The organism is Anaeromyxobacter sp. SG17, assembly GCF_022690695.1.
GTDB lineage: Bacteria > Myxococcota > Myxococcia > Myxococcales > Anaeromyxobacteraceae > Anaeromyxobacter > Anaeromyxobacter soli.
The window spans coordinates 1-26,350 of sequence record NZ_JALCYX010000028.1; the positions used below are offsets into that span (position 1 = coordinate 1).

Below are 26,350 nucleotides of genomic sequence, written 5' to 3' on the forward strand. Positions count from 1 at the left end.
CGCTGGCGGTCGTGGCCGGAGGCGGCGCACCGACGATCGCGGCCGCCGAGGCTCGTGCGCTGCCGGCGCCCGCCTCGCCCGCGCCGACCCCGGGCAGCGCGGGGCGGTCGCAGCCCACGCCGCGCCGCGACGGGGCGAGCGCCGGGTCCCGCGAATCCGCTCCAGTCGCCGCGGCGGCGACGCGCGAGGCGGCTCGCCCTGCCGAGCTCGCCGCTTCTCGCCCCGAGGACAGCAGCACCGCGGCCGAGGAGGCCGAGGCCTCCGGGGAGCCCGCCGCCGGTACGGTGGAGGACCCGTTCGACGCCGTCTTCGATGCCCTCGTCGAGGCCCCCGTGCCGTCGCGCGAGGCCACGGAGCCGGCGCCCGAAGAGGCGGACGAAGCGACCGCGGCGGCCGTCGCCACGGAGGCGCTCCCCGCTGCGCTCGAGGGCGGAGAGGTCGCGACGCGCGTGCCTGCCGTGGCGGAGCAGGGCACGCCGGCGGACTGACGCTCCCTCGAAAGCGAGAGGCCCGTCCCCGGGCATGAATGCCGCTGGGACGGGCCTCTCTGAGTGGCGCGCGGTACAGGATTCGAACCTGTGGCCTTCGGCTCCGGAGGCCGACGCTCTATCCAGCTGAGCTAACCGCGCTTGCGAGCCGCCGTATCTAGTGCAGGTGGGGCGGAAAGGCAAGGAGTTCGCGGCGCTGCGTGATCGCGCGCGATCCTCTCCGGAACGGCACCCGGGGCCGGGGCGGGAGGGGGGACTCCTCGCAGGCGCGGCAAAATGACGCGGTTCCGCCTTGAAGTGCCCGGACCCACATGGTAGCAAAACCGACCGTGCAAGAGATCAACTCGCTCGAGCAGCTCCTCAAGCTGACGGCGGTCGCGGCCGCCGCCATCGCCGCCCTCATCATCATCTGGTACCTCGTGAAGCGGCCGCCGCTCGGGCGGCTCACGAAGGTGCTGCTGCTCTTCGGGCTCGGCGTGATGCCGATCGGCGTCGCGCTCACCGGCAACGTCTCCGGGTTCGAGTACACGCTGAAGCGCGAGTTCTGTAGCTCCTGCCACGTGATGCTCCCGTACACCGAGGACGCGGCGGACCCGAGGTCGAACAGCCTCGCGGCGATCCACAGCCGCAACGCGACCTTCGGCGGCGAGAGCTGCTACACGTGCCACGCCGACTACGCCCTGTTCGGCGCGATGACGACCAAGCTGAACGGGCTCAAGCACCTCTACTATTACATCACCGAGTACGCGAGCTCGGGCCCCTACGGCGAGAAGGGGCCGCGCATCCACCTCTACAAGCCGTTCAAGAACGGGAGCTGCACCCGCTGCCACTCGACGACCGCGCCGAACTGGCTCGCTCGCGAGGAGCACGCCGGGATGATCGAGGACCTCCGCAAGGGCGACGCGGGCTGCATCGACTGCCACGGCGGCGCCCAGGTCCACCCGCGCTCGTTCAACCACGGCGGCAACGGCCGCGCGCCCACGGCGTCCGCCGCCGGCGAGAAGAAGGAGTAGCGCCGTGATCGGACTCTCGAAGATCACCGTCCGCCGCCTCGTCAACGTCTCCGCGGTCCTCACGCTCGTCGCGCTCGGCCTCATGGTCGCCGGCCTGTTCTGGCCGTCGCCGCTGCTGCTCGTCCTCGCGATGAGCCTCGGCCAGCTCTTCGGCACCTCCTCGCTGGCGCTGTACCTCCTCGCGATCGCGCTCGACCTCCAGGGCGTCGGCGAGGACGAGGCGCTCGGCGGAGGGGACCGCCCGCAGTCCTGATGCAGCCACAGGCGCCAGGCGTCGGCCTGGGCTCAAGCCTCACGGACGGCCGCCCCGCGCACGCGCGGGAGCGGCCGTCGGCGTTTCAGGGCGAGACCCCGACCCCGACCTCGACCCCGACCTCGAGACTTCTGACCGCCGCCGCGACATCGCCGCCCGCCGGACCGGAAACCGCGACCTCCAGAAAGAGAACGGCCGCCCGCGCGTCGAGCGCGAGCGGCCGTTCGTACGACGACTTCTGGTGGCGCTAGCCGATTCCCACGCAGACGCAGTTCATGCCGGTCGTCGGATCGCAGCGCTGGGTCGTGTTCGCCTGGTTGACGCACACGCCGTTGCAGCAGCCCGGCGTCGGCGAGCACGCCTGACCGAGCGGCGCGCAGACCGCGGGCTTGACGCAGACGCAGCTCGAGCCGTCGGTGCAGGGCTGCGCCGTGTTCGACGCGAGCGCGCACACGTCGTCGGTCGCGCAGCATCCCGAGGTCGTGTTGCAGGAGGTGCCCGTGTTGGCGCAGACCGGCGCCTCGCAGGCGCCCGTCGTCAGGTTGCACGACAGGCCCGTGCAGCAGTCGCCGTTGGTCGCGCAGGGCAGCGCGACCCCGGAGCAGCTCGGGGGCGGGACGGCGCACACGCCACCGAGACACTGCTCGCTGGGCGTGTTGCAGCAGTCCGCGCTGGCGGCGCAGGCCTGGCCGGTGGCCGCGCAGAGGGTACCGGTCGTGCCGCAGGTTCCGGCGGTCGCGCCCGGCGGGATGTCGCAGGAGAGCCCGGAGCAGCAGTCGCCGCCGACGGTGCAGCTCGCGGAGGTGCCCTGGCACGGCGTGCGGCAGACGCCAGCGTCACACGTCCCGGAGCAGCACTGACCGTCCGTCTGGCAGGTGTTGCCATTCGGCGCGCACGCGTTGCAGGTCCCGGCGACGCAGGCGCCGGGGCCGCCGCAGCAGCCGGTCGTGTTCGCCGTGCAGGAAGCGCCGTCCAGGATGCACTGCGGCGGCGGCGGCGCGGTGTCGGTGCAGAGGTAGCCGATCTCGCTGACGAGCTGGCAGGTGGTGCCCTCGCAGCAGCTCGTGTCGCTCGTGCCGGTGCAGAGCGTCCCGCGCGGCTTGCAGGAGTTCGTGTCCGCGCAGCGGAGCACGCCCTGGGAGTCGGGCACGCAGGGCGCGAACCCGCAGCACTGGTCGCGGAACTGGCAGATGTCGCCCGGCGCCATGCAGCAGAGCGGGTTCGACCCGTCGTAGCCCGTCGGGCAGTTCGTCCCGGTGCCGCCGCCCGGCGGCGAGCCGAAGCAGCGCGCGACGTTGTTCATGTCGAGCTTGCAGACGAGCTTGCCGCTCCCGTTGAACTTCACCCCGGTCGCTCCGTCGGGGACGCAGCAGTTCTGGGAGGCGTTGTCGCCGAAGGCGCCGCAGATGTTCCCCGGCGGGTTGCACGATCCGCCGTTGTCACAGGTGTGATCGGCGGGATCGCAGTGGATCGCCTGCGAAGGCGCGACGAGCTGGTTGATGTTGCAGCACGAGGCGTCGCCGTCGCAGTAGTTGCCCGTCATGCGGCAGCCGCCGGCGGGCTGGCACACCCGCGTGCCGCTGCCGAGGTCGACGCACTTGCGCGTGCAGCAGTTCGAGTCGTTGTCGCAGGGCACGCCGTCCTGCGTGCAGCCGCCCGGCGCGTCCTCGCAGCGGCCCGGGGCTCCGCCCGTCGCGCTGCAGAGCCCGGAGCAGCAGTCCTCCGTGCGCGTGCAGAGGTCGCCCGGGGCGTGGCAGGAGTAGGCCGCGGCGCAGGTGCCGCCCTGGCAGTTGCGCGAGCAGCACTCCAGCGCCGCCGTACAGGCCTCACCGAGCGTGGTGCAGGTGTAGCCGGTGCTGCCGGAGGGGAGCTTCGCGCAGGTGAGCGTGCCGTTCAGGAGCTCCGCGTACTCGGAGCAGCACTGCGACGCGTCGGCGACCGCCGTCCCGGCCTGCTTGCAGACGGTCTGGGAGCACGCGCCGCCCGTGCAGGTGCGTGAGCAGCACTCGCCGGCGTTCGCGCACGCCTGGCCCGGCTCCTTGCAGAACCCCGACGGAGCGCACGCCCCGTCGACGCAGTTCGCGGAGCAGCACGCGCCGTCCTGCGTGCAGGCGACGCCTTCAGCGAAGCAGCCGGGCGTCGTCGGCTCCGCGCACTTACCGGCAGTGCACGTGCCCGTGCAGCACTCGCTCGGCGCGGCGCAGCTCGCGCCGAGAGCGAAGCAGCCGCCAGGACCGGGGGGCTCGGTGCAGATGCCCGAGCCGCACGAGTTCGAGCAGCAATCCGAGGGGGCCGTGCAGGGCTGGGCGACCGCCTTGCAGGTGCCGCCGCAGACGCCGCCCGGGCAGGTGTTCGAGCAACAATCGGCCGGGCCGGCGCACGCGGCGCCGTCTGGCGAACACTGCCCCGCGGGGACGCAGACGCCCGCGCCACCGCAAGTGCTGCCCGCGCAGCAGTCGGAGGCCGCCGTGCAAGCGGCGTCTAGTCCCTTGCACGAGGTACTGCCGCCGCCACCGCCGGAGCTGCAGGCGAGGATGAATGAGGTGAGGGCAGCGACGAGCAGCCCGAGCCGAGCGTGTCCGCTTCGCATGAAAGCCTCCTGGACGACCAGGCGAGCAACCTGACACAGCTCTGTGGAGATTTCCATTTGGTGTCAGGTACTTCCGTGTGCGGACGGGTAGGCGATGGGTCTCCAGGGTGCCATCTCTGCGGGGGGGTGGGTTTCTTGACCCCCTGCGCGCAGGGCTGCTACTTATGAGCGGGTTTTTCCGGAAGGTGGGGGGTCCACCTCCGTGTGAAGGTGGGGGAGCATGGCTATCCGGGCGATCGCGGTCGAGGACGACGAGGCGGTCTCTAGGCTCATCGCGCAGGTTCTCACGTCGCACGGATTCGAGGTCTGCGGCACCGCGGCCACCGGAGAGGACGGGGTGACGCTCGCTCGCCGGGAGAAGCCGGACGTGGCGCTCGTCGATCTCGGGCTTCCGAAGATGAGCGGCGAGGACGTGATCGCGACAATTCGCCACGAGCTGCCCAAGACCGCCTGCATCGCGCTCACCGCCGTCGACATCCCCGCCCGCGTCCTCGGCGCCATGCGCGCCGGCGCGGCCGGCTACATCCTGAAGCCCTTCCACGCCGCCGAGCTCACCCGGGCGGTCGAGGACGTGCTGACCGGCGACGCCGCGCCCATCAGCCCGCGCGCCGCGAAGGTGCTGCTGTCCGAGCTGCGCGGCGATCCGCCGGACCAGAAGGCCAAGGACGGCCCGGCGCTGTCGAAGCGCGAGCTCGAGGTCCTCCAGCTCCTCGTGCACGGCCACACCTACGCCGACGTGGCGCAGGCGCTGGGCATCGCCGAGGGGACGGTCCAGACCTACGTGAAGCGGATCTACGAGAAGATGGACGTCTCCACGAAGGCCGAGGCGGCGCTCCTCGCCGTCGCGCGCGGCCTCGTGAAGCCCTGATCCCGGGGCCTCGCCCGGAGGTTCGGCCCCTCGCGCCGCGATGAAGTAGGCTCGCGCGGGGGTTAAGTAGGTCGTCTCCTTCGGCGAGAAGGGGCGGCGGTCGGCGCGCGCCGTGGCTCGGCGCGCCTTGACTTCGCCTGATCGACCCCTATAATGAGGCCCTTTTTTGGTCTCGGGAAGCGTTGTAAATGCGCGTCAACATTGACGAAATCAAGGAGGCCGGACTCCGGCGTAGCTGGGACGTGGCCCGCGAGCAGGTCGACGAGCTGGTGTCGGGAGAACGCGCGGGATATCGCGCGCGTGGCCCTGCTCACGTGGAGGCGAAGCTCGACAAGATCGAGCGGCGCGTCCGCATCGACGGGCACGTGAAGGCCGAGCTCTCGGCGGCGTGTGGCCGCTGCCTCGGCCCCGTCTCCATCGACGTCCCGGTCGACTTCGAGGTCACGCTCGTCCCGGCCGACCAGTACGGCGACGAGGCGCGCGCTGCGAAGGACTCGAACACCGGCCCGACCGCCGGGAGCTTCGATCTCGATGATGCGGAGGAGGACACGTACTCGGGCAAGACCATCGATCTCGACCCGATCCTCCGCGAACAGCTCCTCCTCGCGCTGCCGGGGTACCCGGTGTGCGGCGAGGGCTGCAAAGGACTCTGCCCCGTGTGCGGGGCCAATCTGAACGATCGCGAGTGCGGCTGCGATCGCCACGTTCCGGATCCGCGCTGGGCGGGCCTCAAGAACGTGAAGCTTTAAGCGGCCGCACGAGAAGCCAAAGGAGCACGCCGTGGGTGTCCCGAAGAAGCGTACGAGCAGCATGCGCCGCGACCGCCGTCGCGCGGCCAATTTCAAGATCAAGGCCGCGAACGTCACGAAGTGCCCGAAGTGCAAGGAGCCCGTGCTCTCGCACCGCGCCTGCCCGTCCTGCGGGACGTACAAGGGCGAGCAGATCACCGAGGCGACGTAAGCCCCGATGGTCGAGAAGATCGCGCCCGTCGCCGTGGATGCGATGGGGGGCGACCACGCCCCGGGCGCGATCGTACAAGGTGCCATTAACGCAGCGCGTAAGGGGCTGGCCGTCATCCTGGTCGGCCCTGAAGCGCGCGTGCGTGAGGAGCTCGCTCGCCACCGCGCCGGGCACGCGCTGCCCATCGAGGTGCATCACGCGGGCGAGGTGGTCGAGATGCACGACCACCCCGGCCAGGCGATGCGCCGCAAGCGCGACAACTCCATCCGCGTCTGCTTCGAGCTCGTGAAGGCGGGCAGGGCGAGCGCGATGGTGTCGGCCGGCAACTCGGGCGCGGTGATGGCGGGCGCGATCTTCGTGCTCGGCCGTCCGGAGGGCGTGGAGCGGCCGGCGATCATCTCGGTCCTGCCCGCGCTGAAGGGCGCCTCGATCCTGCTCGACATGGGCGCGGTGGTGGACTGCAAGCCCATCCACCTCGTGCAGTTCGCGCTCATGGGCGAGGTCTACGCGCGCCGCGTGGTCGGCGTGGCCCGCCCGAAGGTCGCCATCCTCGCGAACGGCGAGGAGGAGTCGAAGGGCACCGAGCTCACCCGCGCCGCGGCGGCCGCGCTCCGTGAGGCGCCCATCCACTTCGTCGGCTACTGCGAGGGGCGCGACCTCCTCACCGGCGAGGTGGACGTCATCGTCACGGACGGCTTCACCGGCAACGTCGCCCTGAAGACCATGGAGGGCACCGCCAAGGTGGTCGGCGAGTACCTGAAGCGCGCCCTCCGCTCGACGGCGGTGTCGAGCCTGGGCGGCCTCCTCTCGAAGGCCGCGCTCGACGGGATGAAGAAACGCCTCGACTGGCGCGAGGTGGGGGGCGCGCCGCTCGTGGGCGTGAACGGCGTCGGCTTCATCTCCCACGGCCGGTCGGACGCGCTGGCCGTCGAGAACGCCATCCGCCGCGCCCGCGACGCGGCCCGCACCCGCTTCACCGACGAGATCGCCCGGGCAGTCGCGCCCGCGGAGTCGCTCCTCGAGCGCGCCGCCGACCGCGCCGAGAAGGCGTCCACCCCCCCGCGCCGCGCCTCGTCGCACGACGCCTGATCCGAAAGGTAGAGATGCGCTCGTTCATCGCCGGTACCGGCTCTTACACGCCCGAGAAGGTCCTCACGAACAGCGACCTGGAGAAGATGGTCCAGACGAGCGACGACTGGATCGTCGAGCGGACCGGCATCCGGGAGCGGCACATCGCGGCGCCCGAGGAGGCGACGAGCGACCTCGCCGTGAAGGCGTCCATCCGCGCGCTCGAGGCGGCCGCGCTCGACCCCAAGGACGTCGAGCTGATCGTGGTCGGCACCGTGACCCCCGACTATCCGTTCCCGTCCACGGCGGCGGTGCTCCAGGGCCGGCTCGGCAACAAGAAGGCCTTCGCGTTCGACCTCTCCGCCGCGTGCGCGGGCTCGCTCTACGCGCTCTCCGTCGCCGATCGCTTCGTCGCGAGCGGCGCGGTGAACAACGCGCTCGTGGTCGGCGCGGACACGCTCACGCGCATCACGGACTGGACGGATCGCAACACCTGCATCCTCTTCGGCGACGGCGCGGGCGCCATGGTGCTGAAGCCGAGCACCGACCCCAAGCGCGGCATCCTCACGACGCGCCTCCACACCGACGGCTCGCTCGTGCCGATCCTGCTGCAGCCCGGCGGCGGGTCGCGCGAGCCGATCTCGGAGAAGCTCATCCGCGAGAAGTCGCACTTCGTGAAGATGAACGGCCGCGAGGTGTTCAAGATCGCGGTGCGCGCGCTCGTGGAGAGCTGCCAGGAGGTGCTCGCCGCCGAGCAGCTCACCACCGACGACGTGACCTGGGTCATCGCGCACCAGGCCAACAAGCGGATCCTGGACGCGACCCTCTCGCGGCTCGAGATCCCGGCCTCGAAGTGCTGGATGAACCTCGAGAAGTACGGCAACACCTCGGCGGCCAGCGTCCCCATGACGCTCGACGAGGCGAACCGCGCCGGCTGGTTCAAGAGCGGCGACGTGATCCTGATGATGGCCATCGGCGGCGGCATGGCGTGGGGCGCCAGCGTCGTCCGGTGGTAGGCGAGGAGACCGCACGAAGATGGGCAAGCTCGCGTTCGTCTTCCCCGGCCAGGGCTCGCAGGCCGTGGGCATGGGCAAGGATCTCCACGACCGGTTCCCGGAGGCGCGCGCCGTGTTCGACGCGGTCGACGCCGCGCTCGGCGAGCGGCTCTCCGCGCTCTGCTTCGAGGGTCCGGAGGATCGGCTCCGCCTCACCGCCAACACCCAGCCCTCGATCCTGACGGTCTCCGCGGCGGCGGCGGCGGTGCTCGCGGCGCGGGGGATCGCGCCCGACCTCGTGGCCGGCCACTCGCTCGGCGAGTACTCCGCGCTCGTCGCGGCGGGCGCCTGCGGCGCCGCCGAGGCCGCGGCGGCGGTCCGCGCGCGCGGCACGTTCATGCAGGAGGCGGTGCCGGCCGGGCACGGCGCGATGAGCGCGGTGCTCGGCCTCGACCCGGCTAAGGTGCGGGAGATCTGCGCCGCGGTGGCCGCCGAGACCGGCGAGGTCGTCTCGCCCGCCAACTACAACGAGCCCGCCCAGACCGTCATCGCCGGCGCCGCGGGCGCGGTGGAGAAGGCCGGCGTGCGCCTCAAGGAGGCGGGGGCGAAGCGCGTGCTGCCGCTCCCCGTGTCCGCCCCCTTCCACTCGGCGCTCATGGCGCCCGTGAAGGCGCGGCTCGAGCCGGTGCTGCGGGCCATCCCGTGGAAGGCGCCGCGCTGCCCGGTGGTGACGAACGTCGAGGCGAAGCCCAGCGAGGACGCGGCGCGCATCGTGCCCCTGCTCGTGGAGCAGGTGACGGCGCCGGTGCGCTGGATCGAGTGCGTCGAGGAGCTCGCGCGCCAGGGCGTCACCCGCGTCGTCGAGGTCGGACCGGGGAAGGTCCTCGCCGGCCTCGCGAAGCGCATCGACAAATCCCTCGAGGTGTGGAACGTCGAGGACGGCGCGTCGCTCGAGAAGACGCTCGCGGCGCTGCGGGCCTGAGAGGAGACGGGATGTTCGACTTCACCGGGAAGACCGCGCTCGTCACCGGCGCCTCGCGCGGCATCGGCCGCGCCATCGCCGTCGCGCTCGCGAAGGGCGGCGCGAGCGTCGCGCTCAACTACGCGGGCAACGAGGCCGCCGCGGCCGAGGCGCTCGAGCTCGTCCAGCGGGCGGGCGCGCCGCGGGCGAAGCTCTACCGGTTCGACGTCGCCGATCCCGCCGCGTGCAACCAGGCGGTCGAGGACGTGGTCGCGGAGCTCGGCGGGCTGCACGTGCTCGTGAACAACGCGGGCATCGCGGTCGACCAGCTCGTCATGCGCCTGAAGGACGAGGACTGGAACCGGCAGCTCCAGGTGAACCTCACCGGCGCGTTCAACCTCACGCGCGCCGTCACGCGCCCCATGATGAAGGCGCGCGGCGGCTCGATCGTGAACCTCACCTCGGTGGTCGGCGAGATGGGCAACGCCGGGCAGGCCGCCTACGCGGCGACGAAGGCCGGCCTCATCGGGCTCACCAAGTCCGTCGCCCGCGAGCTCGCCTCGCGCAACGTCCGCGTGAACGCGGTGGCGCCGGGCTACATCGAGACGGACATGACCGCGGCGCTGCCCGAGGCCGCGAAGACCAAGCTGCAGGAGCTCATCCCGCTCGCGCGGCTCGGCACCGCGGAGGACGTCGCGAACGCGGTGGCGTTCCTCGCGAGCGATCTGGCGTCGTACGTGACCGGCGAGGTCCTGCGGGTCAACGGCGGCATGTACATGTAGCCTCGCCATTTGCGGCGCGGCGCTTCAACGGCTTCACGGCTTCACGGCTTCACAACCAGGAGGAACGGAACATGACCACGGCGAACGTCGAGCAGAAGGTGAAGAACATCATCGCGGACCAGCTGGGCGTGGGCGAGGACGAGATCAAGATCACGTCCAGCTTCATCGAGGACCTCGGCGCGGACTCGCTCGACATCGTCGAGCTCGTCATGGCGATGGAGGAGGAGTTCGAGGTCGAGATCCCGGACGAGGAGGCGGAGAACATCAAGACCGTCCAGGACGCGGTGAACTACATCACGACCCACAAGAAGTAGACGCGAGACCAGGACCCCGGGCCTCCGCGCCCGGGGCGCAGCTCAAGCTTCTCCATCGAGGTGAACAGCATGACCAGGCGCCGTGTCGTCGTCACCGGGCTCGGTCTCGTCTCCCCCGTGGGCATCGGGGTGGACGAGTCGTGGGCCGCGCTCGTCGCGGGAAAGAGCGGCATCGGGCCGATCACCCTGTTCGACGCGTCCACCTTCCCCACCCGCATCGCGGGCGAGGTGAAGGGCTTCGATCCGACGAAGTTCATGGATCGCAAGGAGGCGCGCCGCAACGACCGCTTCATCCAGTTCGCGCTCGCCGCGGCCGACATGGCGATGAAGGACGCCGGCCTCGACATGGCGAAGGTGAACGCGGAGCGGGTGGGCGCCATCGTCGGCGCCGGCATCGGCGGCCTCGGCACGATCGAGGAGGAGCACAAGACCTTCCTCGAGAAGGGCGTCCGGAAGATCGGCCCCTTCTTCATCCCGAGCCTCATCATCAACCTCGCGCCCGGCCAGATCAGCCTGAAGTACGGGATGAAGGGCCCGAACTTCTCGCCCGTGTCCGCCTGCGCGACCGGCAACCACTCCATCGGCGACGCGACGCTCTACATCGAGCGCGGGCTCGCCGACGTGATGATCACCGGCGGCTGCGAGGCGACCATCACGCCGCTCGGCATCGGCGGATTCTGCGCGGCGCGCGCGCTGTCCGAGCGCAACGACGCGCCGGAGAAGGCGAGCCGGCCGTTCGACAAGCACCGCGACGGCTTCGTCGCCGGCGAGGGCTCCGGCCTCCTCATCCTCGAGGAGTACGAGCACGCGCGGCAGCGCGGGGCGCGGATCTACGCCGAGGTGGTGGGCTACGGCGCGAGCGCCGACGCGAACCACATCACCTCGCCCGCCCCCGAGGGCGAGGGCGGCCAGCGCGCGATGCGCATGGCGCTCGGCGACGCGGGGATCTCCCCCGACCAGGTGGGCTACGTGAACACGCACGGCACCTCGACGCCGGCGGGCGACGTGGCGGAGTGCCAGGCGATCGCGAAGGTGTTCGGCGAGCACGCGAGGAAGGGCCTCATGGTGTCGTCGACGAAGTCGATGACCGGGCACCTGCTCGGCGCCGCCGGCGGCCTCGAGGCCGTGGTGTCGGTCCTCGCGCTCGCGCGCGGCGTCCTGCCCCCGACGATCAACGTCGAGGAGCAGGATCCCGAGTGCGCGCTCGACGTCATCCCGAACCACGCGCGCGAGGCCCGCATCGACTACGCCATGTCGAACTCCTTCGGGTTCGGCGGCACGAACGCGGTGCTGATCTTCAAGCGGGTCTGAGTTGAGCTGACCCGCGGCCGGTCCCGCCCTGCGGACCGCGGCCGCCCAGGAGGCCGAGCGCCCGCCGGGCGCTCCGCTCCGTCGCCCCGACGAGAGGGGGCGACGGGGGGCGGCCGGTTGTGGAAGAATGCCGCCCCTTCCGGAGGACTCCATGGCGGAACGTGTGATCGCGGGCTCGGACCACGCGGGGCTGTCGCTCCGCGCCGAGGCCGTGAAGGTGGCCCGCGAGGCGGGGTACGAGGTCGAGGACCTCGGCCCGTTCTCGGGCGAGAGCGTCGACTACCCCGACTACGCGCGCCAGGTCGCCGAGGCGGTGGCCGCGGGCCGCGCGCGGCTCGGGCTCCTCGTGTGCGGCACCGGCATCGGCATGTCGATCGCGGCGAACAAGGTCAAGGGGGCGCGCGCGGCGCACTGCGCCTCCGAGTACGAGGCGCGCATGGCGCGGCTCCACAACGACGCGAACGTCCTCTGCATCGGGGAGCGGGTCGTGGGGCTCGGGCTGGGCGCCGCGATCGTGAAGGCGTTCCTCGAGACGCGGTTCGAGGGCGGCCGCCACGAGCGGCGCGTCCAGAAGCTGAAGGACATGGAAAAGTAGGCAGCAGGGCGGTATGTACGCCGCTCGCCCGAGGAGATCTTCCAGATGATGCCGACGAAGCCCCTGGCCGACGCCGACCCCCAGATCGCGCAGCTCATCCGCGAGGAGACCCGCCGCCAGGCGGAGGGGCTCGAGCTCATCGCGAGCGAGAACTTCGTCTCGCCGGCGGTGATGGAGGCGATGGGCTCGACCCTCACGAACAAGTACGCCGAGGGTTACCCCGGCAAGCGCTACTACGGCGGCTGCGAGGTCGTCGACAAGGTCGAGCAGCTCGCCATCGACCGCGCGAAGCAGCTCTTCGGCGCCGAGCACGCGAACGTCCAGCCGCACTCGGGCTCGCAGGCCAACATGGCGGCGTACTTCGCGCTCGCCGCGCCGGGCGACACGGTCCTCGCCATGAGCCTCAACTTCGGCGGGCACCTCACCCACGGCTCCCCGGTGAACTTCTCCGGCAAGCTCTTCAAGATCGTCCCGTACGGCCTCAAGCAGGCGGACGAGACGATCGACATGGACGAGGTCGCGCGCCTCGCCCGCGAGCACCGGCCGAAGGTGCTCATGGTCGGCGCGAGCGCGTATCCGCGCACGCTCCACTTCGACCGGTTCGCCGAGATCGCCCGCGAGGTCGGCGCCGCGATGGTGGTGGACATGGCCCACATCGCGGGCCTCGTCGCGGCAGGGCTCCACCCGAGCCCCGTCCCGCACGCGGAGATCGTCACCTCCACGACGCACAAGACGCTGCGCGGTCCCCGCGGCGGCCTCATCCTGACCCGCGAGGCGCACGCCAAGATCCTCAACTCCCAGATCTTCCCGGGCATCCAGGGCGGGCCGCTCGAGCACGTCATCGCCGCCAAGGCGGTCGCGTTCCACGAGGCGCTCCAGCCGAGCTTCAAGGAGTACCAGCGGCGGATCGTCGAGAACGCGCAAGCGCTGGCGGAGGGGCTCAAGAAGGCCGGCCTGCGGCTCGTCTCCGGCGGCACCGACAACCACCTCATGCTCGTCGACCTCCGCCCGAAGAAGCTCACCGGCAAGATCGGCGAGGAGGCGCTCGGCAAGGCCGGGATCACCGTGAACAAGAACATGATCCCGTGGGATCCCGAGAAGCCGATGACGACCTCGGGCATCCGCGTCGGCACCCCCGCGCTCACGACCCGCGGGATGGGCCCGGCCGAGATGACGGCGGTGGCCGCGCTCATCGGTCGCGTGCTCGACGCGCCCGCCGACGAGAAGGTCCTCGCCGGGGTGCGCGGCGACGTGCGCGCGCTCTGCGCGCAGTTCCCGATGTACCAGGACCGGACTTAGGGATCGCCGCGCGGACGGCCGCTCGTGGCGCGCCGCGCGGTGCCCGCGGAGACGCCGATGCGCTGCCCATGGTGCGGACACCTCGAGGATCGGGTCGTCGACTCGCGCGAGGCGCAGGAGGGGCAGGCGACCCGGCGGCGGCGGGAATGCCTGGGGTGCGCTCGGCGGTTCACGACCTACGAGCGGATCGAGGAGATCCTGCCGCACGTCGTGAAGAAGGACGGCCGGCGCGAGCCGTTCGACCGCAAGAAGATCGTCGAGGGCGTCGCGCGGGCCTGCCAGAAGCGGCCGGTCTCCGCGGAGCAGATCGAGGCGCTCGTCGCGGGCGTCGAGCGCCAGGTCCAGGAGCTCGGCGAGCGGGAGATCCGCACCGTCGCGATCGGCGAGGCGGTGATGCAGCGCCTGCGGAAGCTCGACGAGGTGGCGTACGTCCGGTTCGCGTCGGTCTACCGCGCGTTCCGCGACGTCGGGGAGTTCATGACGGAGCTCGAGGGGCTCGCCCGCAGGGAGCCGGGCTCCAAGCCGGGAGGAGAGGGGACGCGATGAGCCGGGTCGCCGCCGGCGGCCGCCGGACGCCGGCGCGCCGCGCCCCCCGCACCGCCGCCCGCTTCGACCGCGCGGTGGCCGAGCGCTTCATGGACGTCGCGCTGCGCGAGGCGGAGAAGGGGCTCGGCCGCACCAGCCCGAACCCGGCCGTGGGCGCCGTGCTCGTGAAGAACGGCCGGGTGGTGGCCCGCGGCCATCACTCCCGCGCGGGCGGTCCGCACGCGGAGGTGGTCGCGCTGCGCGAGGCGGGCGCGCGCGCGCGCGGCGCCGACCTCTTCACGACCCTCGAGCCGTGCGACCACTTCGGCCGCACGCCGCCCTGCTCGGTCGCGCTGATCGAGGCCGGCGTGCGCCGCGTGGTGGTCGGCTCGGCGGATCCCAACCCGCTCGTGAACGGGAAGGGGGTCGCGCGCCTCCGGGCGGCCGGCGTCGAGGTCGTGACCGGGGTGCTCCGCGACGCCTGCGACGAGCTCAACGCCCACTGGTTCACCTACATCACGGAGCGGCGCCCGCACGTGACGCTCAAGGCGGCGGTCACGCTCGACGGCAAGATCGCGACGCGCACCGGCGACGCGCGCTGGGTGACGGGCGAGGCCGCCCGCCGCTGGGTGCACCGGCTGCGGGACCGGGTGGACGCGGTGCTCGTCGGGAGCGGGACCGCGCGCGCGGACGATCCGCGCCTCACCACGCGGCTCCCCGGCGGCCGCGGCCGCGATCCGCTCCGCGTCGTCCTCGACACCGATCTCTCGCTCCCCGGCGACCTGAACCTCTTCCGCCAGCGCTCCGCCGCGCCCACCCTCGTCGCCCACGCCGCCCCGCGCACCCGCGACCTCGGCCGCAAGGTCGAGCTGCTCCGCTGCAAGCGGGGCGCGGGCGGGATCGACCTCAAGGACCTGCTCGCCCAGCTCGCGGCGCGGGGCGTGACCCACCTGCTCGTGGAGGGCGGGGCGCGGGTCCACGCGCGCTTCCTCGAGGAGGGGCTCGTCGATCGGGTCGCCATCTTCGTCGCGCCCAAGATCGCCGGAGGCGACGGCATCCCGCTCGTCGCGGGGCGCGGGCCGGCGCGGATGGCGGACGCGCTCTCGCTCACCGACGTCTGCGTCGAGCGGGTGGGCGACGACGTGCTCGTGACCGGAATCCCCTCCCGCCGCGGCCCGCGTGGCCTGTTGGCGAAAAACCCCCGGCGGGGCTAGGATTCGCCGCGAATGTTCACCGGTCTCGTCGCGGACTTAGGCGTGGTCGAGGCGGTCCTGCCCCGGCAGGGCGGCGCTCGGCTGACCGTACGTCCCCGCACGCTCCCCGTCGACGAGCTCGTCCTCGGCGAGAGCGTCGCGTGCTCGGGCGCGTGCCTCACCGTGGTCGAGCGCGGCGGCGGCCGGGTCTCGTTCGACGCGGTGCCGGAGACGCTCTCGCGGACGACGCTCGGCGGGTGGCGCCCCGGCACGACGCTCAACCTCGAGCGCGCGCTCGCGGTGGGCGAGCGGCTCGGGGGGCACCTCGTGCAGGGGCACGTCGACGCGGTCGGCGAGATCCTCCAGCGCCGGCCGGAGGGGCAGGGTGCGCGGCTCACGATCTCGCTGCCCGCGGCCATCGCGCCGCTCGTGGCCGAGAAGGGCTCGATCGCCGTGGACGGGGTGTCGCTCACGGTCGCGGCGGTGACGCGCGATCGCTTCGAGGTGGCGCTCATCCCCGAGACGCTCGCGCGCACGACGCTCGGCGAGGCGGGGCCGGGGACGAAGGTGAACCTGGAGGCGGACGTCATCGCGCGGCACGTCGCGCGGCTGCGCGAGCTCGAGGGGCCCAGCGCGGCCGACCTCTCGCGCTGGGGCTACGGCACGAGGAGCGGACAGTGAAGGACCACGCGGCGCACGCCGTGGAGCGCGTGGAGCGGGCCATCGCCCACATCCGCGCGGGCAAGCTGGTGATCCTCACGGACGACGAGGATCGCGAGAACGAGGGCGATCTCTGCATGGCCGCGGAGAAGGCCACCCCCGCCGCCGTGAACTTCATGGCGAAGTACGGGCGCGGCCTCGTCTGCCTGTCGCTCACCGAGGAGAAGGTCCGGGCGCTGCGCCTGCCGCTCATGGTGGACGAGAGCGCGAACTCCTCCTCCTTCGGCACCGCATTCACGGTGTCGATCGAGGCGAAGGAGGGCGTCTCCACCGGGATCAGCGCCAAGGACCGGGCCCACACGATCCTCACCGCGGTGCGCGACGACGCCCGCCCCGAGGATCTCGCCCGGCCGGGCCACGTCTTCCCGCTCCGCGCGCGCAAGGGCGGCGTGCTCGTGCGCGCCGGCCAGACCGAGGGCTCGGTGGACCTCGCCCGGCTCGCGGGGATGAAGCCCGCGGGCGTCATCTGCGAGGTGATGAACGACGACGGGACGATGGCGCGGATGCCCGAGCTCGAGAAGCTCTCCGCCGAGCACGACCTGCCCATCGTCTCGGTCGCCGACCTCATCTCCTACCGGATGCTGAAGGACACGCTCGTCCGGCGGGCCGCGGACGCGCCGCTGCCGACCGAGTACGGCGAGTTCCGGGCGGTGGCGTACGAGAACGACGTCGACCGGCATCAGCACGTCGCGCTCGTGAAGGGCAAGTGGCGCGAGGGCGAGGCGGTGCTCGTCCGCGTGCACTCGAAGTGCCTCACCGGCGACGTGTTCGGGAGCGAGCGCTGCGACTGCGGCCCGCAGCTCCAGGCGGCCCTGCGCCAGATCGAGCGCGCGGGGAAGGGCGTCCTGCTCTACCTCGACCAGGAAGGCCGCGGGATCGGGCTCGCGAACAAGCTCAAGGCGTACAACCTCCAGGACGAGGGGTACGACACCGCAGAGGCGAACGTGCGGCTCGGCTTCAAGCCGGACCTGCGCGACTACGGCATCGGCGCGCAGATCCTCCGCGACCTCGGCGTGCGGAAGATGCGGCTGCTCACGAACAACCCGAAGAAGATCATCGGGCTCGAGGGCTACGGCCTCGAGGTCCTGGAGCGCGTGCCCATCGAGATGCCCGCCACCCGCCGCAACCGCGCGTACCTCATCACCAAGCGGGACAAGATGGGCCACCTCCTCACGCTCGCGCCCCCGGCGCCGGCGCGGAAGACGGCGTCCCGTGCGAAAGGAAGGAAGCGATGAACTTCTACGAAGGCTCGCTCGTCGCGACCGGGCTGAAGGTCGGGCTCGTGGTCGCGCGGTTCAACTCGCTCGTCACCGAGCAGCTCCTGCTCGGCGCGGCAGACGTGCTCCGCCGCCACGGCGTGAAGGACGCCGACATCGACGTGTTCCGCTGCCCGGGGACCTTCGAGCTATCCTCGCTGCTCCGGCGCGTCGCGCGGAGCGGGCGCTACGACGCGGTGGTCGCGCTCGGCGCGGTGATCCGGGGCGGCACGCCGCACTTCGAGTACGTGGCCGGCGAGGCGACGAAGGGCGTCGCGCAGGTCGCGCTCGAGGCCGAGTGCGCGGTCTCGATGGGGATCCTCACCTGCGACACGATGGAGCAGGCGCTCGAGCGCGCCGGCGTGAAGGCCGGCAACAAGGGTGCCGAGGCGGCCGTCGCCGCCATCGAGCAGGCGAACGTGCTGAGGGAGGCGGGGAAGGTCCCGTCTCCGCGCCGGGCGGAGTGAACGTGTCGCTGAAGCGTACGAGAGCGCGGGAGCGCGCGCTGCAGGCGCTGTACCAGATCGACGTCGCCGCCGAGGGCATCGATGAGGCCCTCGCGCGGTTCTGGAAGAGCTTCGAGCCGGTGGAGCGGGAGGTGATGGAGCTCGCCGAGGGGTTCGTGCGCGGGGTCGCCGCGCACCGCCGCACCCTCGACGACACCATCGAGCAGGTCTCGTCGCACTGGCGGCTCGATCGCATGGCCAAGGTGGATCGCAACGTGCTCCGGCTCGCGACGTACGAGCTCCTCGAGACGGACGTGCCGATCAAGGTGGCGATCAACGAGGCCATCGAGCTGGGCAAGAAGTACGGCTCGGAGAGCTCGGGCGCCTTCGTGAACGGCGTCCTCGACAAGATTGCCGCCGGCCTTCCGCCCGAGCGGCGCCGGGCGGACCGGTAGGAGAAGGGATCGGCGTGGCGCTGAAGATCGAGGTGGCGGACCTGGGGCTCCCGGCGATCGACGCGCTCGACGTGGACGCCGTCGGCGTCTTCGTCGGGCCCGAGCGGCCGCTGCAGGGGTTCGCGGGCTTCATCGACTGGCGGATGTGCGGCGCCATCTCGCGCACGATCCGGAACGAGCTGTTCCACGCAGGCCGCGGCGAGGCGCTCCTCTTGCCGACCGGGGGCCGGATCGCGCCCACGCGGCTGTTCTGCTTCGGGCTGCCGGACGCTCCGCTCACGCCCGAGGCGTTCCTGCCCGCGGCGCGCGCCGGGCTCGAGGCGCTCGCGCGGGCGGGCAGCGAGGCCTTCGCCGTCGCCATGCCCCCGCTCGCCGGGGGCGACCCCGCGCTCGCGGCTCGCCTCTGGCTCGAGGCGAGCCTCTCGCGCCCCGTGCGGCGCCAGGTGCTCCTCGGCGACGCGCGCCAGCTCCAGCGGGAGCTCGCCGCGGCGCGCAACACGCTCGCGGTCGAGGTCGAGGTCATCGCCCCACCCTCGCGGGTCGAGATGCCGCGGCGCGCGCGCGCGCTGCCGCACGTGGGCGGCGTCCTCCGCTGACGCCCGCCCCGCGTCCCGTTCCGGCGCGGGCGTGAGGGGACGCTCCGCGTCCGAGTCCCCGGGCCGCGTGCGCCGCACGCCCCGAGGCGGACGTTGAACCGCGGGGGAAGACCCGGTGTCATCATGAGCAGGGTGCGCGCGGGGGCGGCGAGGTCGGCCCGCTCGGGCGCGCCACGGACCGATGCGCGGGCGCGTGCGCCGGATCGCGGTAGGGGTGCTCCCGCCGCTCTTGCTCGGGGCGGCCGCGTGGTCGCTCCACGCGGAGCTGCGCGGCTTCCACGTCCGGGACATCGAGCGCGGGCTCTCCGCGCTGCCCCGCCTGGCGGTCGCGGTCGCCGTCGCCGTGACGCTCGCCGACTACCTGCTGCTCGGCGCGTACGACCTCCTCGCGCTGCGCTACGCGAACCGGCGGCTCCCCTACGGGCGCGTGGCGTTCACCTCGTTCATCGCCTACGCCTTCGGGAACAACGTCGGGTTCGCGCTCCTGTCCTCGAGCTCGGTGCGGTTCCGCCTCTACTCGCAGTGGGGGCTCGCCCCGGCGGAGATCGCCAAGGTGGTGGGCTTCACCGCCGCCCAGCTCTGGGCGGGGCTGTTCCCGCTCCTCGGGCTCGCGCTCCTCTCGGGGGTGCCGGTGCCGCTCCCCGCGGCCGTCGCGCGCGGGCTCGGCGTCGCGTCACTGGCGGTCACCGCCGTGTACCTCGTGCTCGCGGCGCGCGGGCGAGAGCTCCGGCTCGGCGGGACCTCGGTGACGCTCCCGTCGCTGCCGCTCGCCGCCGCCCAGGTGGCGGTGTCGGCGGCGGACTGGGTGCTCGCCGCGATCGTGCTGCACGTGCTCCTGCCCTCGACCTCGCCGCTCTCGCTCCCCGGCCTCGTCGGCCTGTTCGTCGCCGCGCAGGTGGCGGGGCTCGCCTCGCAGCTCCCCGGCGGGGTGGGCGTGTTCGACGCGATCGTGCTCGCGGCGCTCACGCCCGCGGTGCCCGCGCCGCAGGTGCTGTCGAGCCTGGTCGCGTACCGGGTCGTCTATTACCTCGGACCCTTCGTCCTCGCGTTCGCGCTCCTCGCGGTGAACGAGGTCGTGGTCCGGCGCGAGCGCCTGGGCCGGGTGCTGCGGGGCGCGCACGCCTCCTTCGCGCCGGTCGTACCCTGGCTGGCGGCGGCGGGGAGCATGATCGCGGGCGCGGTGCTGCTCGTGTCCGGCGCCACCCCCGCCGAGGCCGCGCGGCTCCACCTCCTGCGGCGCACCGTGCCGCTCGCGCTCCTCGAGGCGTCGCACCTCATCGGCAGCCTCGTCGGCACGGCGCTGCTCCTGCTCGGGCGCGCGCTGGCACGGCGGCTCGACGGCGCCTGGGTGCTCGCCGTGGGGCTCCTCGCGACCGGCGCCGTCGCCTCCCTGGCGAAGGGGCTCGACTGGGAGGAGGCGACGCTGCTCACCGCCATCCTCCTCGCGCTCCTGCCGTTCCGGCGCCAGTTCTACCGGCGCAGCGCGCTCCTCGACGTGCCGCTGTCGTCGGGCTGGATCTCCGCCGTGCTCGTCGTCATCGGGGCCTCGGTGTGGATCGGGCTCTTCGCGTACCGGCACGTCGACTACTCGCGCGACCTCTGGTTCGACTTCGCCTTCCACGCCGACGCCCCGCGCTTCCTCCGCGCCTCGGTGGTCGGGGTCTGCGCCGTCGTACTCTACGGCGTCGTGCGGCTCATGCACCCCGCGCCGCCCGAGCCCGCGCCGCCCGGCGAGGCGGAGCTCGCGCGGCTGCGTCCCATCGTCGATCGGGCGCAGGACTCGACCGCGCACCTCGCGCTGCTCGGCGACAAGCCGATCCTCTTCGGCGAGGACGGCGCGTCGTTCCTCATGTACGGCGTGGAGGGGCGGACCTGGTGCTCCATGGGGGATCCCATCGGCTCGAAGCGGGCCGCGACCGAGCTCGCGTGGCGCTTCCGCGAGCTCTCGGACCGTCACGGCGGGTGGGCCTGCTTCTACCAGGTCGGCCCCGGCGCGCTCCCGCGCTACCTCGACCTGGGCCTCGCGATCTACCGGCTCGGCGAGGAGGCGATCGTCCCGCTCCCCGCGTTCTCGCTCGACGGGCCGGAGCGGCGGCCGCTCCGCCAGGCGTTCAACCGCGCCGAGCGCGAGGGGCTCTCGTTCGAGCTCGTCCCGGCGGAGCGGGTGCCGTCCTTGCTCCCGGAGCTCGCGCGCATCTCCGGCGCATGGCTCGCGGACCGGAGCACGCGGGAGAAGGGCTTCTCGCTCGGCTACTTCGACGAGCGTTATCTGAAGGAAGGCCCGGTCGCCCTCGCGCTCCTGGGGGGCCGCCCCGTCGCCTTCGCGAACGTCTGGGCGGGGACGCGCAAGGCCGAGCTGTCGGTGGACCTCATGCGCCACGAGTCCGACGCGCCGCGCACGACGATGGACTTCCTGTTCGTGTCGCTCATGCGCTGGGGACGCGCCGAGGGGTACGAGGCGTTCAACCTGGGGATGGCGCCGTTCTCGGGGCTCGAGGACCGCATGCTCGCGCCCCTGTGGATGCGGCTCGGCGCTCGCCTCTACCGCCACGGCGAGTACTTCTACAACTTCCAGGGACTGCGTCAGTACAAGGAGAAGTTCGCCCCGGAGTGGCGGCCGCGCTTCCTCGCCGCGCCGGGGGGGCTCCGGCTGCCGCTCGTGCTCACGAACGTGGCGGCCCTCGTCTCGCGCGGGCTGAAAGGGGTGGTGTCCCGATGATCCCGCTCGTCGTCGCCGCGCTGCTCGGGGCGAGCGCGCCGGCCCAGCCGCCCGTGAGCGCGTCTCCGCGCACGTTCGAGATGCGAGGCTTCGGCGCGGTCCACGTCCACGCGCCCGAGGACCATCCGCGCCGCGTGGTGGTGCTCCTGTCCGGCGAGGGCCCGGGCGTGCGCGAGGGGCGGCGTGCCCTCGCGGAGGCGCTCGCCGCCCGCGGGGCGCTGGTGCTCGCGGTCGACACCGCCGGCTACCTCGCCCGCCACCGCGAGCACCGCTGCGTCTACCCCGCGGGCGATCTCGAGGCGCTCGCGCAACACCTCGAGAAGGAGCTCGGGCTCGAGGAGTACGTCCGGCCGTACGTCGTCGGGCACTCGCAGGGCGCCGCGGCGACGTGGGCCGCCCTCGCCCAGGCGCCCGAGGGCACGTTCGCGGGGGCGGTCGCGCTCGCGCCGTGCCCGGGCAAGCCGCTCGGGGTGCCGCTCTGCGCCGGCGCGGGGCCGGCGCCGCGCAGCACGCCCCAGGGCGACCTCCCCGCGGACGGCGCCCGTCCGAGCGCGCCGCTCGCGATCGTGGCCGGCGCGAAAGACCGCGCCTGTCCTGCGGCGAGCGCGCAGGCGTTCGGGCGCGGCCGCGCCCTCGCGGTGACGGTCCTTCCCGGAGTCGGCCACGCGCTCGTGCCGGTGTCGAGCTGGGCCGCGGCCGCCGGGGACGAGATCGACCGCATCGAGGCGCAGTGTGACGCCGCCGAGGCGGCTCCGTCGCGGCCGGCGGCGGGAACGCCCGCCGCGCCGCCGCGAGCGGAGGCGCAAGCCGCCGGGGGAGACCGGCCCCCCGACCCCGCGCCGCCGGCGGCCGCAGCTCCGCCCCCCGACGTGAAGAACCTGCCCCTCGTCGAGGTCCCCGCGGCGAAGCCTGGACCGCGCCTCGCCGTGCTCCTCACCGGCGACGGCGGGTGGGTCGGGCTCGACAAGGGGATGAGCCGCGCGCTCTCCGACGTCGGTGTCTCGGTGGTCGGGCTCGACTCGCTCCGCTACTTCTGGCGGCGGCGCACGCCCGACGAGACCGCGAAGGACGTCGCGCGGATCTTCGCGCACTACGGCGCAGCCTGGGGCCGGCGGGAGCTGGTCCTCATCGGCTACTCGCGCGGCGCCGACATCGTGCCGTTCGTCGCCACGCGCCTCCCGGCCGACCAGCGGGCCGCGCTGAAGCTCGTCGCGATGCTCGGCCCGCAGACCTTCGCCGAGTTCGAGGTCCACATGGTGGATCTGTTCTCGTCGGTCCGGCGGAGCGCGGCGACCTCGACGGAGGCCGCCGTGCGCGCCTCGGGCGGCGCGACGAGGTTCCTGTGCGTGCAGGGCGCGGACGAGAGCGACAGCCTCTGCCCGCACCTCGTGGACCTGCCCTGGGTCGCCCGCGTCGTGCTCCCGGGCGGTCACCACTTCGATCGGGACTACGCGAACCTCGCGCGCATCGTGAACGACGCGGCGAGCGGAACCGCCCCGGGCGCGGGCGCCCCGTCGTCCCCATGATGCAGTCGGTACGCGCCGCCGGGCGCGGGGAGGGGAGGGGGGGATGGCTCCTGGGCGAGGTGGGACCGCCGCGGTCCGGGCGCTCGTCACCGCGGCGCTCGTCGCGGTCGCGACGCCGGGCTCGGGCGCGGCGGCAGGAGGGTCCCCGCGCGAGGTCTTCCACGTCGACCCGGCGGTGGACGGCGCGATCATCGCGATCGCCGGGCTCGGGAACCTCGTGCCCTGGCTCCTCGAGGACCGGCTCATCGCGCTGCGCTGCCCCTGCGATCGCGGCGAGGTGAACCGGCTCGACCGCTGGGCGATCGGCCTCCACGACGACGCCGCGGCGCACGTGAGCGACGCGACCGTGTACCTCGCGATGCTCGGCCCGCCGCTCGCCGACTGGGCCGCGCTCGGCAGGAGCCGCGCGCTCGTCGAGGATGCGACGGTGTTCGCGGAGACGCTCGCCGTGAACGGCGCCCTGAACGCGCTCGCGAAGTACACCACCCAGCGCCCCATCCCCCGCGCGTACGAGGGCGAGCCCGCGTACCTCCGGCAGCCCGGCTCGTACCGGGCCTTCTGGTCCGGCCACACGAGCACCACCGTCGCGGCCCTCACCGACGCTGCCTGGACGATGCGCCTGCGCTACGGCGAACGCGGCTGGCCCTGGCTCGTCGCCGGGCTCGCCGGCGCGAGCGTTGCGGTGGAGCGCGTGTGGGGCGGCCACCACTTCCCGAGCGACGTGGTGGTCGGCTTCGTCGCGGGGGCGGCGGTCGGCACCGCCGTCCCGCTCCTGCACCGCCGCAGGTCCGGCGACTTCGGCGTCGCGCCCGTGGGCCGCGGCCTCGCGCTCATGGGACGGTTCTGAACGGCCAGATGCAGCCCCGGCGCCTGAGGAACGGGCGGCGAGCGGCCGCGCTCGAGCCGCCACGCGCCTCCTGCGCCGCCGGAATGCTTGCCCGGAAGAGGGGCGCTTTCGCGGCCACGCGGTTCTGGGCCTGCTCGATTCAGCAAGCCACCGGCTCGGCGCAGGTGCCCGCCTCCCAAATGGTTCCGCCCAGGAGCCAGGTGAGCCGGTCCGGCGCCCGCCCGATCACGGCGAGAATCCCACCGTGGACGCACCGCAGGTGGTGGAAGGCGCACAGGCCGACCTGGTTCTCGGGATCGTCGCTGCCGCCGTGCGAGCGGAACTCGATGTGGTGCGAGTGGACGGCGCGATGGCTGCACCCCGGGACCTGGCACCAACCGTGATCTCGGGCGCGGACCTTCTGTGAACGAGTCATCGATCGTCTCCCCGCACCCCTCCACGACGCGAGGAAGTGAAATCCGATGACCGCGAGGCACGTTCCGGTCGAGAGCACGCGCCCGAATCTTGCCCGGACGGCCTCGATGGCGTCCGCGAGGAGCACCGCCACCCGGCGCGGCAACGGAACGAGCATCTTCTGCCGCGCACGCATCTGCCGCTCGTGCTCCCCCTCCACCTCGCGCTTCAGGGCGATGCAGGTCGCCGCGAGCGCCCGGGGGATCCACGTCGCGATGTCGGTCTCCGGCGTTCGCGCCAGCACCCGCAGCTTCTCGTACGACACGCCCTGCCGCCGCGCCTCCCGGAGCGCCGGCGACTCCCAGAGCCGCTTCTCGAGCGCGACGCGCTGCTCCACCGCGCGCGCGGGGAGCCCCAGCCGCTCCTCGACGTACTCGCGGAAGCCGTCGTAGCCCAGGAGCACCGGAATCCCGCTCCGCTTCACGGCGTACCCGCAGAATCCGATGAGGCGATCCCACCCGGAACGCAGGCGGCCGAGCGCGCGGAGCCGCTCGTCGAGCTCCTGCGCCGTCGAGGTCTCGTCGAACGGAACGTCAGGCGCGGCGAGCTCGGGTACTGGGGGGAGCGCCGCCCATCGGCCGGTCTCGGCTCCGTCCCCCGCGCGCCGCGCGGAGTGACCGGGGCCCACGGCGCCAAACCCGGGCCCGAGCGAGCGCGGCTCGTGGGAGTCGCCGTCGGACGAGAACTCGGCGAGGTACTCCTGCGCGAGCGCCTCCAGCTGCTCGATCCGGGTCGAGCCCGGCACCTGCTCGCGCGCGGCCGCGAGCGCCTCGTCCACGACCAGCCGCTCGTTCAGCGGCAGATGCGTGCGCAGCCGCACCCACTCCTCCTCGCCGGCGGCCGGCTCCGCCCGCGCCGCGCGGACCGCCTCCTCCAGCTCGCGGACCGTCTGCACGCTGGCGCGCTCGACCCAGCGCGCCTCGGCCTCGCCGACCGCGACCGGCAGCACCGTCTCCGCAGCGCGGACCCGGACGAGCCCCGACCGCAGCGCCGCCCGGAGCCGTGGACGCGTGCGCAGCCCAGCCCCGAGCCGGGCGAGGTTCTCGGCGGTGCGCTTCCCGAGATCGAGGACCTCGCGGGCGTAGTCGTCGAGGTGATAGCCCAGCTCCGCGAGCCGGTCCCCCCGCCTGAGCGCGTCGAGCCCTTCGCCGATCGCGAGGTCCAGCGTCCCCCGAGCCCGTGCGGCCCAGGCGAGGAGATGCTCGCAGGCGTCGGCCTCCGGCTCCCCGCCCCGAAACCACGTCTCGAGCTCGGCCCGGGTGAGCGGCGGCAGATCGAGCAGCGGCGCCGCGTAGCCGGCCAGCGAGGCTTCGGGCGTCACCGCGTCCGTCTCGATCGTGGGGAGCGCGGCCTCCATCGAATACAGGATGGCATGGAGGTCTGACACTCACCGTCAATTGAAGCAATGTCGAGTTGGCCGATAACCTGCCCCGGCCGCCGTATACGATCGGTCGTCGTCGCCTCGCCGGAGCGGCACGGCGTCAGGGCCGCTGTACCGGTACCAGGTGGGACCTGATGATCGTCGCGACCTCGTCTGGACGCTCGTTCGCGAACGCGTGAGTCCCGCCCGGCACGGTGACGACGCGAGCGCCCCCGATGCGCTCGGCAAGGAAATGAGCGATGGCGGGCGGGCTGATCGGATCCGAGTCGCTCCACAGCAGGAGGGTCGGTGCACGGATCCCCGCGAGCCGATGCGTGAGGTCGGTGCGGTCGTCGATGAACCAGCTCGGCACGTCCGGGAACGACGCTCGGTAGTCGTGACGCCATTCCGCTGCGCCGAGCCGTCGTACGTCGATGCCGCCCGAGGTCGCGACCAGGACCAAGCGTTCAACCCGCTCCGGATGTTCCAGCGCCAGACGTGCGGCGAAGATTCCGCCCATCGACTGCGCAATGACGTGACTCGCTCCTGCAGGGAGGCGCGCGACGATCCAGCGGTAAAGGTCGTCCAGCGACTTCACGCCAGGATCGGCGGGGACCCCGCCAAACCCGGGGTAGCCGAAGAGGACGACGTCGCCCAGGTCGGCCAGCCGCTGTCCGACTGGCTTCCAGAACGACTCACTTCCGCCGGCGCCGGGCAGGAAGACGAGGGGAGGTGCCATTGCAGATGACCTGGACGG

Annotated in this window: 26 protein-coding genes, 1 tRNA gene and 1 pseudogene; 24 read left to right on the forward strand and 4 right to left on the reverse strand. The window is 72.9% G+C overall.

Features of this window, described 5'->3' with window-relative positions:
* A pseudogene (locus MNY60_RS12240) lies at positions 1–488 on the forward strand (hypothetical protein); the annotation flags it as partial.
* A gap of 64 nt (positions 489–552) precedes the next feature.
* On the opposite strand, the gene MNY60_RS12245 reads toward MNY60_RS12240, so the two are convergent.
* Positions 553–629: transfer RNA gene (locus MNY60_RS12245), tRNA-Arg, on the reverse strand.
* 188 nt (positions 630–817) lie between these two features.
* On the opposite strand from MNY60_RS12245, the gene MNY60_RS12250 reads away from it, so the two are divergent.
* Both MNY60_RS12250 and MNY60_RS12255 read left to right on the forward strand, forming a co-directional pair.
* Positions 818–1,501, forward strand: coding sequence for a NapC/NirT family cytochrome c (locus MNY60_RS12250; RefSeq protein ID WP_242336856.1), 684 nt, complete (start codon positions 818–820; stop codon positions 1,499–1,501).
* Between the two features lie 4 nt (positions 1,502–1,505).
* Positions 1,506–1,754, forward strand: a complete 249-nt coding sequence (locus MNY60_RS12255; protein ID WP_242336859.1) for a hypothetical protein — start codon at positions 1,506–1,508, stop codon at positions 1,752–1,754.
* A gap of 247 nt (positions 1,755–2,001) precedes the next feature.
* Here MNY60_RS12255 and MNY60_RS12260 read toward each other — a convergent pair whose 3' ends face one another.
* Positions 2,002–4,344: a hypothetical protein gene (locus MNY60_RS12260; RefSeq protein WP_242336862.1), complete on the reverse strand. Its 2,343-nt coding sequence runs from the start codon at positions 4,342–4,344 to the stop codon at positions 2,002–2,004.
* Positions 4,345–4,564: 220 nt separating this feature from the next.
* On the opposite strand from MNY60_RS12260, the gene MNY60_RS12265 reads away from it, so the two are divergent.
* The 21 genes from MNY60_RS12265 (at position 4,565) to MNY60_RS12365 (ending at position 23,780) form a co-directional block, all read left to right on the forward strand.
* A complete protein-coding gene (locus MNY60_RS12265; RefSeq protein ID WP_242336865.1) occupies positions 4,565–5,212 on the forward strand; it encodes a response regulator transcription factor in 648 nt (215 codons plus the stop codon).
* A gap of 188 nt (positions 5,213–5,400) precedes the next feature.
* Positions 5,401–5,961, forward strand: coding sequence for a DUF177 domain-containing protein (locus tag MNY60_RS12270; protein WP_242336868.1), 561 nt, complete (start codon positions 5,401–5,403; stop codon positions 5,959–5,961).
* 31 nt (positions 5,962–5,992) lie between these two features.
* The gene (gene rpmF, locus MNY60_RS12275; protein WP_242336871.1) at positions 5,993–6,172 is read left to right on the forward strand and encodes a 50S ribosomal protein L32; all 180 of its coding nucleotides are present in this window, start codon (positions 5,993–5,995) and stop codon (positions 6,170–6,172) included.
* A gap of 6 nt (positions 6,173–6,178) precedes the next feature.
* The gene (plsX, locus tag MNY60_RS12280; protein ID WP_242336873.1) at positions 6,179–7,261 is read left to right on the forward strand and encodes a phosphate acyltransferase PlsX; all 1,083 of its coding nucleotides are present in this window, start codon (positions 6,179–6,181) and stop codon (positions 7,259–7,261) included.
* A 14-nt stretch (positions 7,262–7,275) separates the two neighbouring features.
* Positions 7,276–8,256, forward strand: a complete 981-nt coding sequence (locus MNY60_RS12285; RefSeq protein WP_242336876.1) for a beta-ketoacyl-ACP synthase III — start codon at positions 7,276–7,278, stop codon at positions 8,254–8,256.
* A 19-nt stretch (positions 8,257–8,275) separates the two neighbouring features.
* Positions 8,276–9,217 (forward strand): ACP S-malonyltransferase, encoded by a 942-nt coding sequence (fabD, locus tag MNY60_RS12290; RefSeq protein ID WP_242336878.1) that lies wholly within the window; start codon positions 8,276–8,278, stop codon positions 9,215–9,217.
* An 11-nt stretch (positions 9,218–9,228) separates the two neighbouring features.
* The gene (gene fabG, locus MNY60_RS12295; protein WP_242336881.1) at positions 9,229–9,978 is read left to right on the forward strand and encodes a 3-oxoacyl-[acyl-carrier-protein] reductase; all 750 of its coding nucleotides are present in this window, start codon (positions 9,229–9,231) and stop codon (positions 9,976–9,978) included.
* 71 nt (positions 9,979–10,049) lie between these two features.
* Positions 10,050–10,292, forward strand: coding sequence for an acyl carrier protein (gene acpP / locus MNY60_RS12300; RefSeq protein WP_012097538.1), 243 nt, complete (start codon positions 10,050–10,052; stop codon positions 10,290–10,292).
* Between the two features lie 69 nt (positions 10,293–10,361).
* Positions 10,362–11,603 (forward strand): beta-ketoacyl-ACP synthase II, encoded by a 1,242-nt coding sequence (fabF, locus tag MNY60_RS12305; RefSeq protein WP_242336884.1) that lies wholly within the window; start codon positions 10,362–10,364, stop codon positions 11,601–11,603.
* A gap of 151 nt (positions 11,604–11,754) precedes the next feature.
* Positions 11,755–12,198, forward strand: coding sequence for a ribose 5-phosphate isomerase B (gene rpiB / locus MNY60_RS12310; protein WP_242336887.1), 444 nt, complete (start codon positions 11,755–11,757; stop codon positions 12,196–12,198).
* A 45-nt stretch (positions 12,199–12,243) separates the two neighbouring features.
* On the forward strand, positions 12,244–13,497 hold the full coding sequence (gene glyA, locus MNY60_RS12315) for a serine hydroxymethyltransferase (protein ID WP_242336890.1): 1,254 nt from the start codon (positions 12,244–12,246) through the stop codon (positions 13,495–13,497).
* Between the two features lie 57 nt (positions 13,498–13,554).
* Positions 13,555–14,043 (forward strand): transcriptional regulator NrdR, encoded by a 489-nt coding sequence (nrdR, locus tag MNY60_RS12320; protein ID WP_242336893.1) that lies wholly within the window; start codon positions 13,555–13,557, stop codon positions 14,041–14,043.
* Positions 14,040–15,236, forward strand: coding sequence for a bifunctional diaminohydroxyphosphoribosylaminopyrimidine deaminase/5-amino-6-(5-phosphoribosylamino)uracil reductase RibD (ribD, locus tag MNY60_RS12325; protein WP_242336896.1), 1,197 nt, complete (start codon positions 14,040–14,042; stop codon positions 15,234–15,236). The genes nrdR and ribD overlap by 4 nt, the downstream gene beginning before the upstream one ends.
* Positions 15,237–15,248: 12 nt before the next feature.
* The gene (locus tag MNY60_RS12330) at positions 15,249–15,896 is read left to right on the forward strand and encodes a riboflavin synthase (RefSeq protein WP_242355649.1); all 648 of its coding nucleotides are present in this window, start codon (positions 15,249–15,251) and stop codon (positions 15,894–15,896) included.
* On the forward strand, positions 15,893–17,170 hold the full coding sequence (locus MNY60_RS12335; protein WP_242336902.1) for a bifunctional 3,4-dihydroxy-2-butanone-4-phosphate synthase/GTP cyclohydrolase II: 1,278 nt from the start codon (positions 15,893–15,895) through the stop codon (positions 17,168–17,170). Before MNY60_RS12330 ends, MNY60_RS12335 begins: the two co-directional genes overlap by 4 nt.
* Positions 17,167–17,658, forward strand: coding sequence for a 6,7-dimethyl-8-ribityllumazine synthase (ribE, locus tag MNY60_RS12340; RefSeq protein ID WP_242336905.1), 492 nt, complete (start codon positions 17,167–17,169; stop codon positions 17,656–17,658). Before MNY60_RS12335 ends, ribE begins: the two co-directional genes overlap by 4 nt.
* A gap of 2 nt (positions 17,659–17,660) precedes the next feature.
* On the forward strand, positions 17,661–18,092 hold the full coding sequence (nusB, locus tag MNY60_RS12345; protein WP_242336909.1) for a transcription antitermination factor NusB: 432 nt from the start codon (positions 17,661–17,663) through the stop codon (positions 18,090–18,092).
* Positions 18,093–18,106: 14 nt separating this feature from the next.
* Positions 18,107–18,688, forward strand: a complete 582-nt coding sequence (locus tag MNY60_RS12350) for a M17 family peptidase N-terminal domain-containing protein (protein WP_242355647.1) — start codon at positions 18,107–18,109, stop codon at positions 18,686–18,688.
* Positions 18,689–18,881: 193 nt separating this feature from the next.
* Complete coding sequence (gene mprF, locus MNY60_RS12355) at positions 18,882–21,407, forward strand: bifunctional lysylphosphatidylglycerol flippase/synthetase MprF (RefSeq protein WP_242355645.1); 2,526 nt, start codon at positions 18,882–18,884, stop codon at positions 21,405–21,407.
* The gene (locus MNY60_RS12360; protein WP_242336917.1) at positions 21,404–22,933 is read left to right on the forward strand and encodes an AcvB/VirJ family lysyl-phosphatidylglycerol hydrolase; all 1,530 of its coding nucleotides are present in this window, start codon (positions 21,404–21,406) and stop codon (positions 22,931–22,933) included. Before mprF ends, MNY60_RS12360 begins: the two co-directional genes overlap by 4 nt.
* 43 nt (positions 22,934–22,976) lie before the next feature.
* Positions 22,977–23,780, forward strand: coding sequence for a phosphatase PAP2 family protein (locus MNY60_RS12365; protein WP_242336920.1), 804 nt, complete (start codon positions 22,977–22,979; stop codon positions 23,778–23,780).
* 139 nt (positions 23,781–23,919) lie between these two features.
* Here the strand turns inward: MNY60_RS12365 and MNY60_RS12370 are convergent, their stop codons facing one another.
* Both MNY60_RS12370 and MNY60_RS12375 read right to left on the reverse strand, forming a co-directional pair.
* Positions 23,920–25,590, reverse strand: coding sequence for an HNH endonuclease signature motif containing protein (locus tag MNY60_RS12370; protein ID WP_255821381.1), 1,671 nt, complete (start codon positions 25,588–25,590; stop codon positions 23,920–23,922).
* A 124-nt stretch (positions 25,591–25,714) separates the two neighbouring features.
* Positions 25,715–26,332, reverse strand: coding sequence for an alpha/beta fold hydrolase (locus MNY60_RS12375; protein WP_242355641.1), 618 nt, complete (start codon positions 26,330–26,332; stop codon positions 25,715–25,717).
* Positions 26,333–26,350: the final 18 nt, after the last annotated feature.

What these genes read in the sequence shown, in the direction of transcription:
- MNY60_RS12260 (WP_242336862.1), bottom strand. Translation starts at nt 4,344, where the DNA reads ATGCGAAGCGGACACGCTCGGCTCGGGCTGCTCGTCGCTGCCCTCACC.
- MNY60_RS12265 (WP_242336865.1), top strand. Translation starts at nt 4,565, where the DNA reads ATGGCTATCCGGGCGATCGCGGTCGAGGACGACGAGGCGGTCTCTAGG.
- MNY60_RS12270 (WP_242336868.1), top strand. Translation starts at nt 5,401, where the DNA reads ATGCGCGTCAACATTGACGAAATCAAGGAGGCCGGACTCCGGCGTAGC.
- plsX (WP_242336873.1), top strand. Translation starts at nt 6,179, where the DNA reads ATGGTCGAGAAGATCGCGCCCGTCGCCGTGGATGCGATGGGGGGCGAC.
- MNY60_RS12285 (WP_242336876.1), top strand. Translation starts at nt 7,276, where the DNA reads ATGCGCTCGTTCATCGCCGGTACCGGCTCTTACACGCCCGAGAAGGTC.
- fabD (WP_242336878.1), top strand. Translation starts at nt 8,276, where the DNA reads ATGGGCAAGCTCGCGTTCGTCTTCCCCGGCCAGGGCTCGCAGGCCGTG.
- fabG (WP_242336881.1), top strand. Translation starts at nt 9,229, where the DNA reads ATGTTCGACTTCACCGGGAAGACCGCGCTCGTCACCGGCGCCTCGCGC.
- acpP (WP_012097538.1), top strand. Translation starts at nt 10,050, where the DNA reads ATGACCACGGCGAACGTCGAGCAGAAGGTGAAGAACATCATCGCGGAC.
- fabF (WP_242336884.1), top strand. Translation starts at nt 10,362, where the DNA reads ATGACCAGGCGCCGTGTCGTCGTCACCGGGCTCGGTCTCGTCTCCCCC.
- rpiB (WP_242336887.1), top strand. Translation starts at nt 11,755, where the DNA reads ATGGCGGAACGTGTGATCGCGGGCTCGGACCACGCGGGGCTGTCGCTC.
- glyA (WP_242336890.1), top strand. Translation starts at nt 12,244, where the DNA reads ATGATGCCGACGAAGCCCCTGGCCGACGCCGACCCCCAGATCGCGCAG.
- nrdR (WP_242336893.1), top strand. Translation starts at nt 13,555, where the DNA reads ATGCGCTGCCCATGGTGCGGACACCTCGAGGATCGGGTCGTCGACTCG.
- ribD (WP_242336896.1), top strand. Translation starts at nt 14,040, where the DNA reads ATGAGCCGGGTCGCCGCCGGCGGCCGCCGGACGCCGGCGCGCCGCGCC.
- MNY60_RS12330 (WP_242355649.1), top strand. Translation starts at nt 15,249, where the DNA reads ATGTTCACCGGTCTCGTCGCGGACTTAGGCGTGGTCGAGGCGGTCCTG.
- ribE (WP_242336905.1), top strand. Translation starts at nt 17,167, where the DNA reads ATGAACTTCTACGAAGGCTCGCTCGTCGCGACCGGGCTGAAGGTCGGG.
- MNY60_RS12360 (WP_242336917.1), top strand. Translation starts at nt 21,404, where the DNA reads ATGATCCCGCTCGTCGTCGCCGCGCTGCTCGGGGCGAGCGCGCCGGCC.
- MNY60_RS12365 (WP_242336920.1), top strand. Translation starts at nt 22,977, where the DNA reads ATGGCTCCTGGGCGAGGTGGGACCGCCGCGGTCCGGGCGCTCGTCACC.
- MNY60_RS12370 (WP_255821381.1), bottom strand. Translation starts at nt 25,590, where the DNA reads ATGGAGGCCGCGCTCCCCACGATCGAGACGGACGCGGTGACGCCCGAA.
- MNY60_RS12375 (WP_242355641.1), bottom strand. Translation starts at nt 26,332, where the DNA reads ATGGCACCTCCCCTCGTCTTCCTGCCCGGCGCCGGCGGAAGTGAGTCG.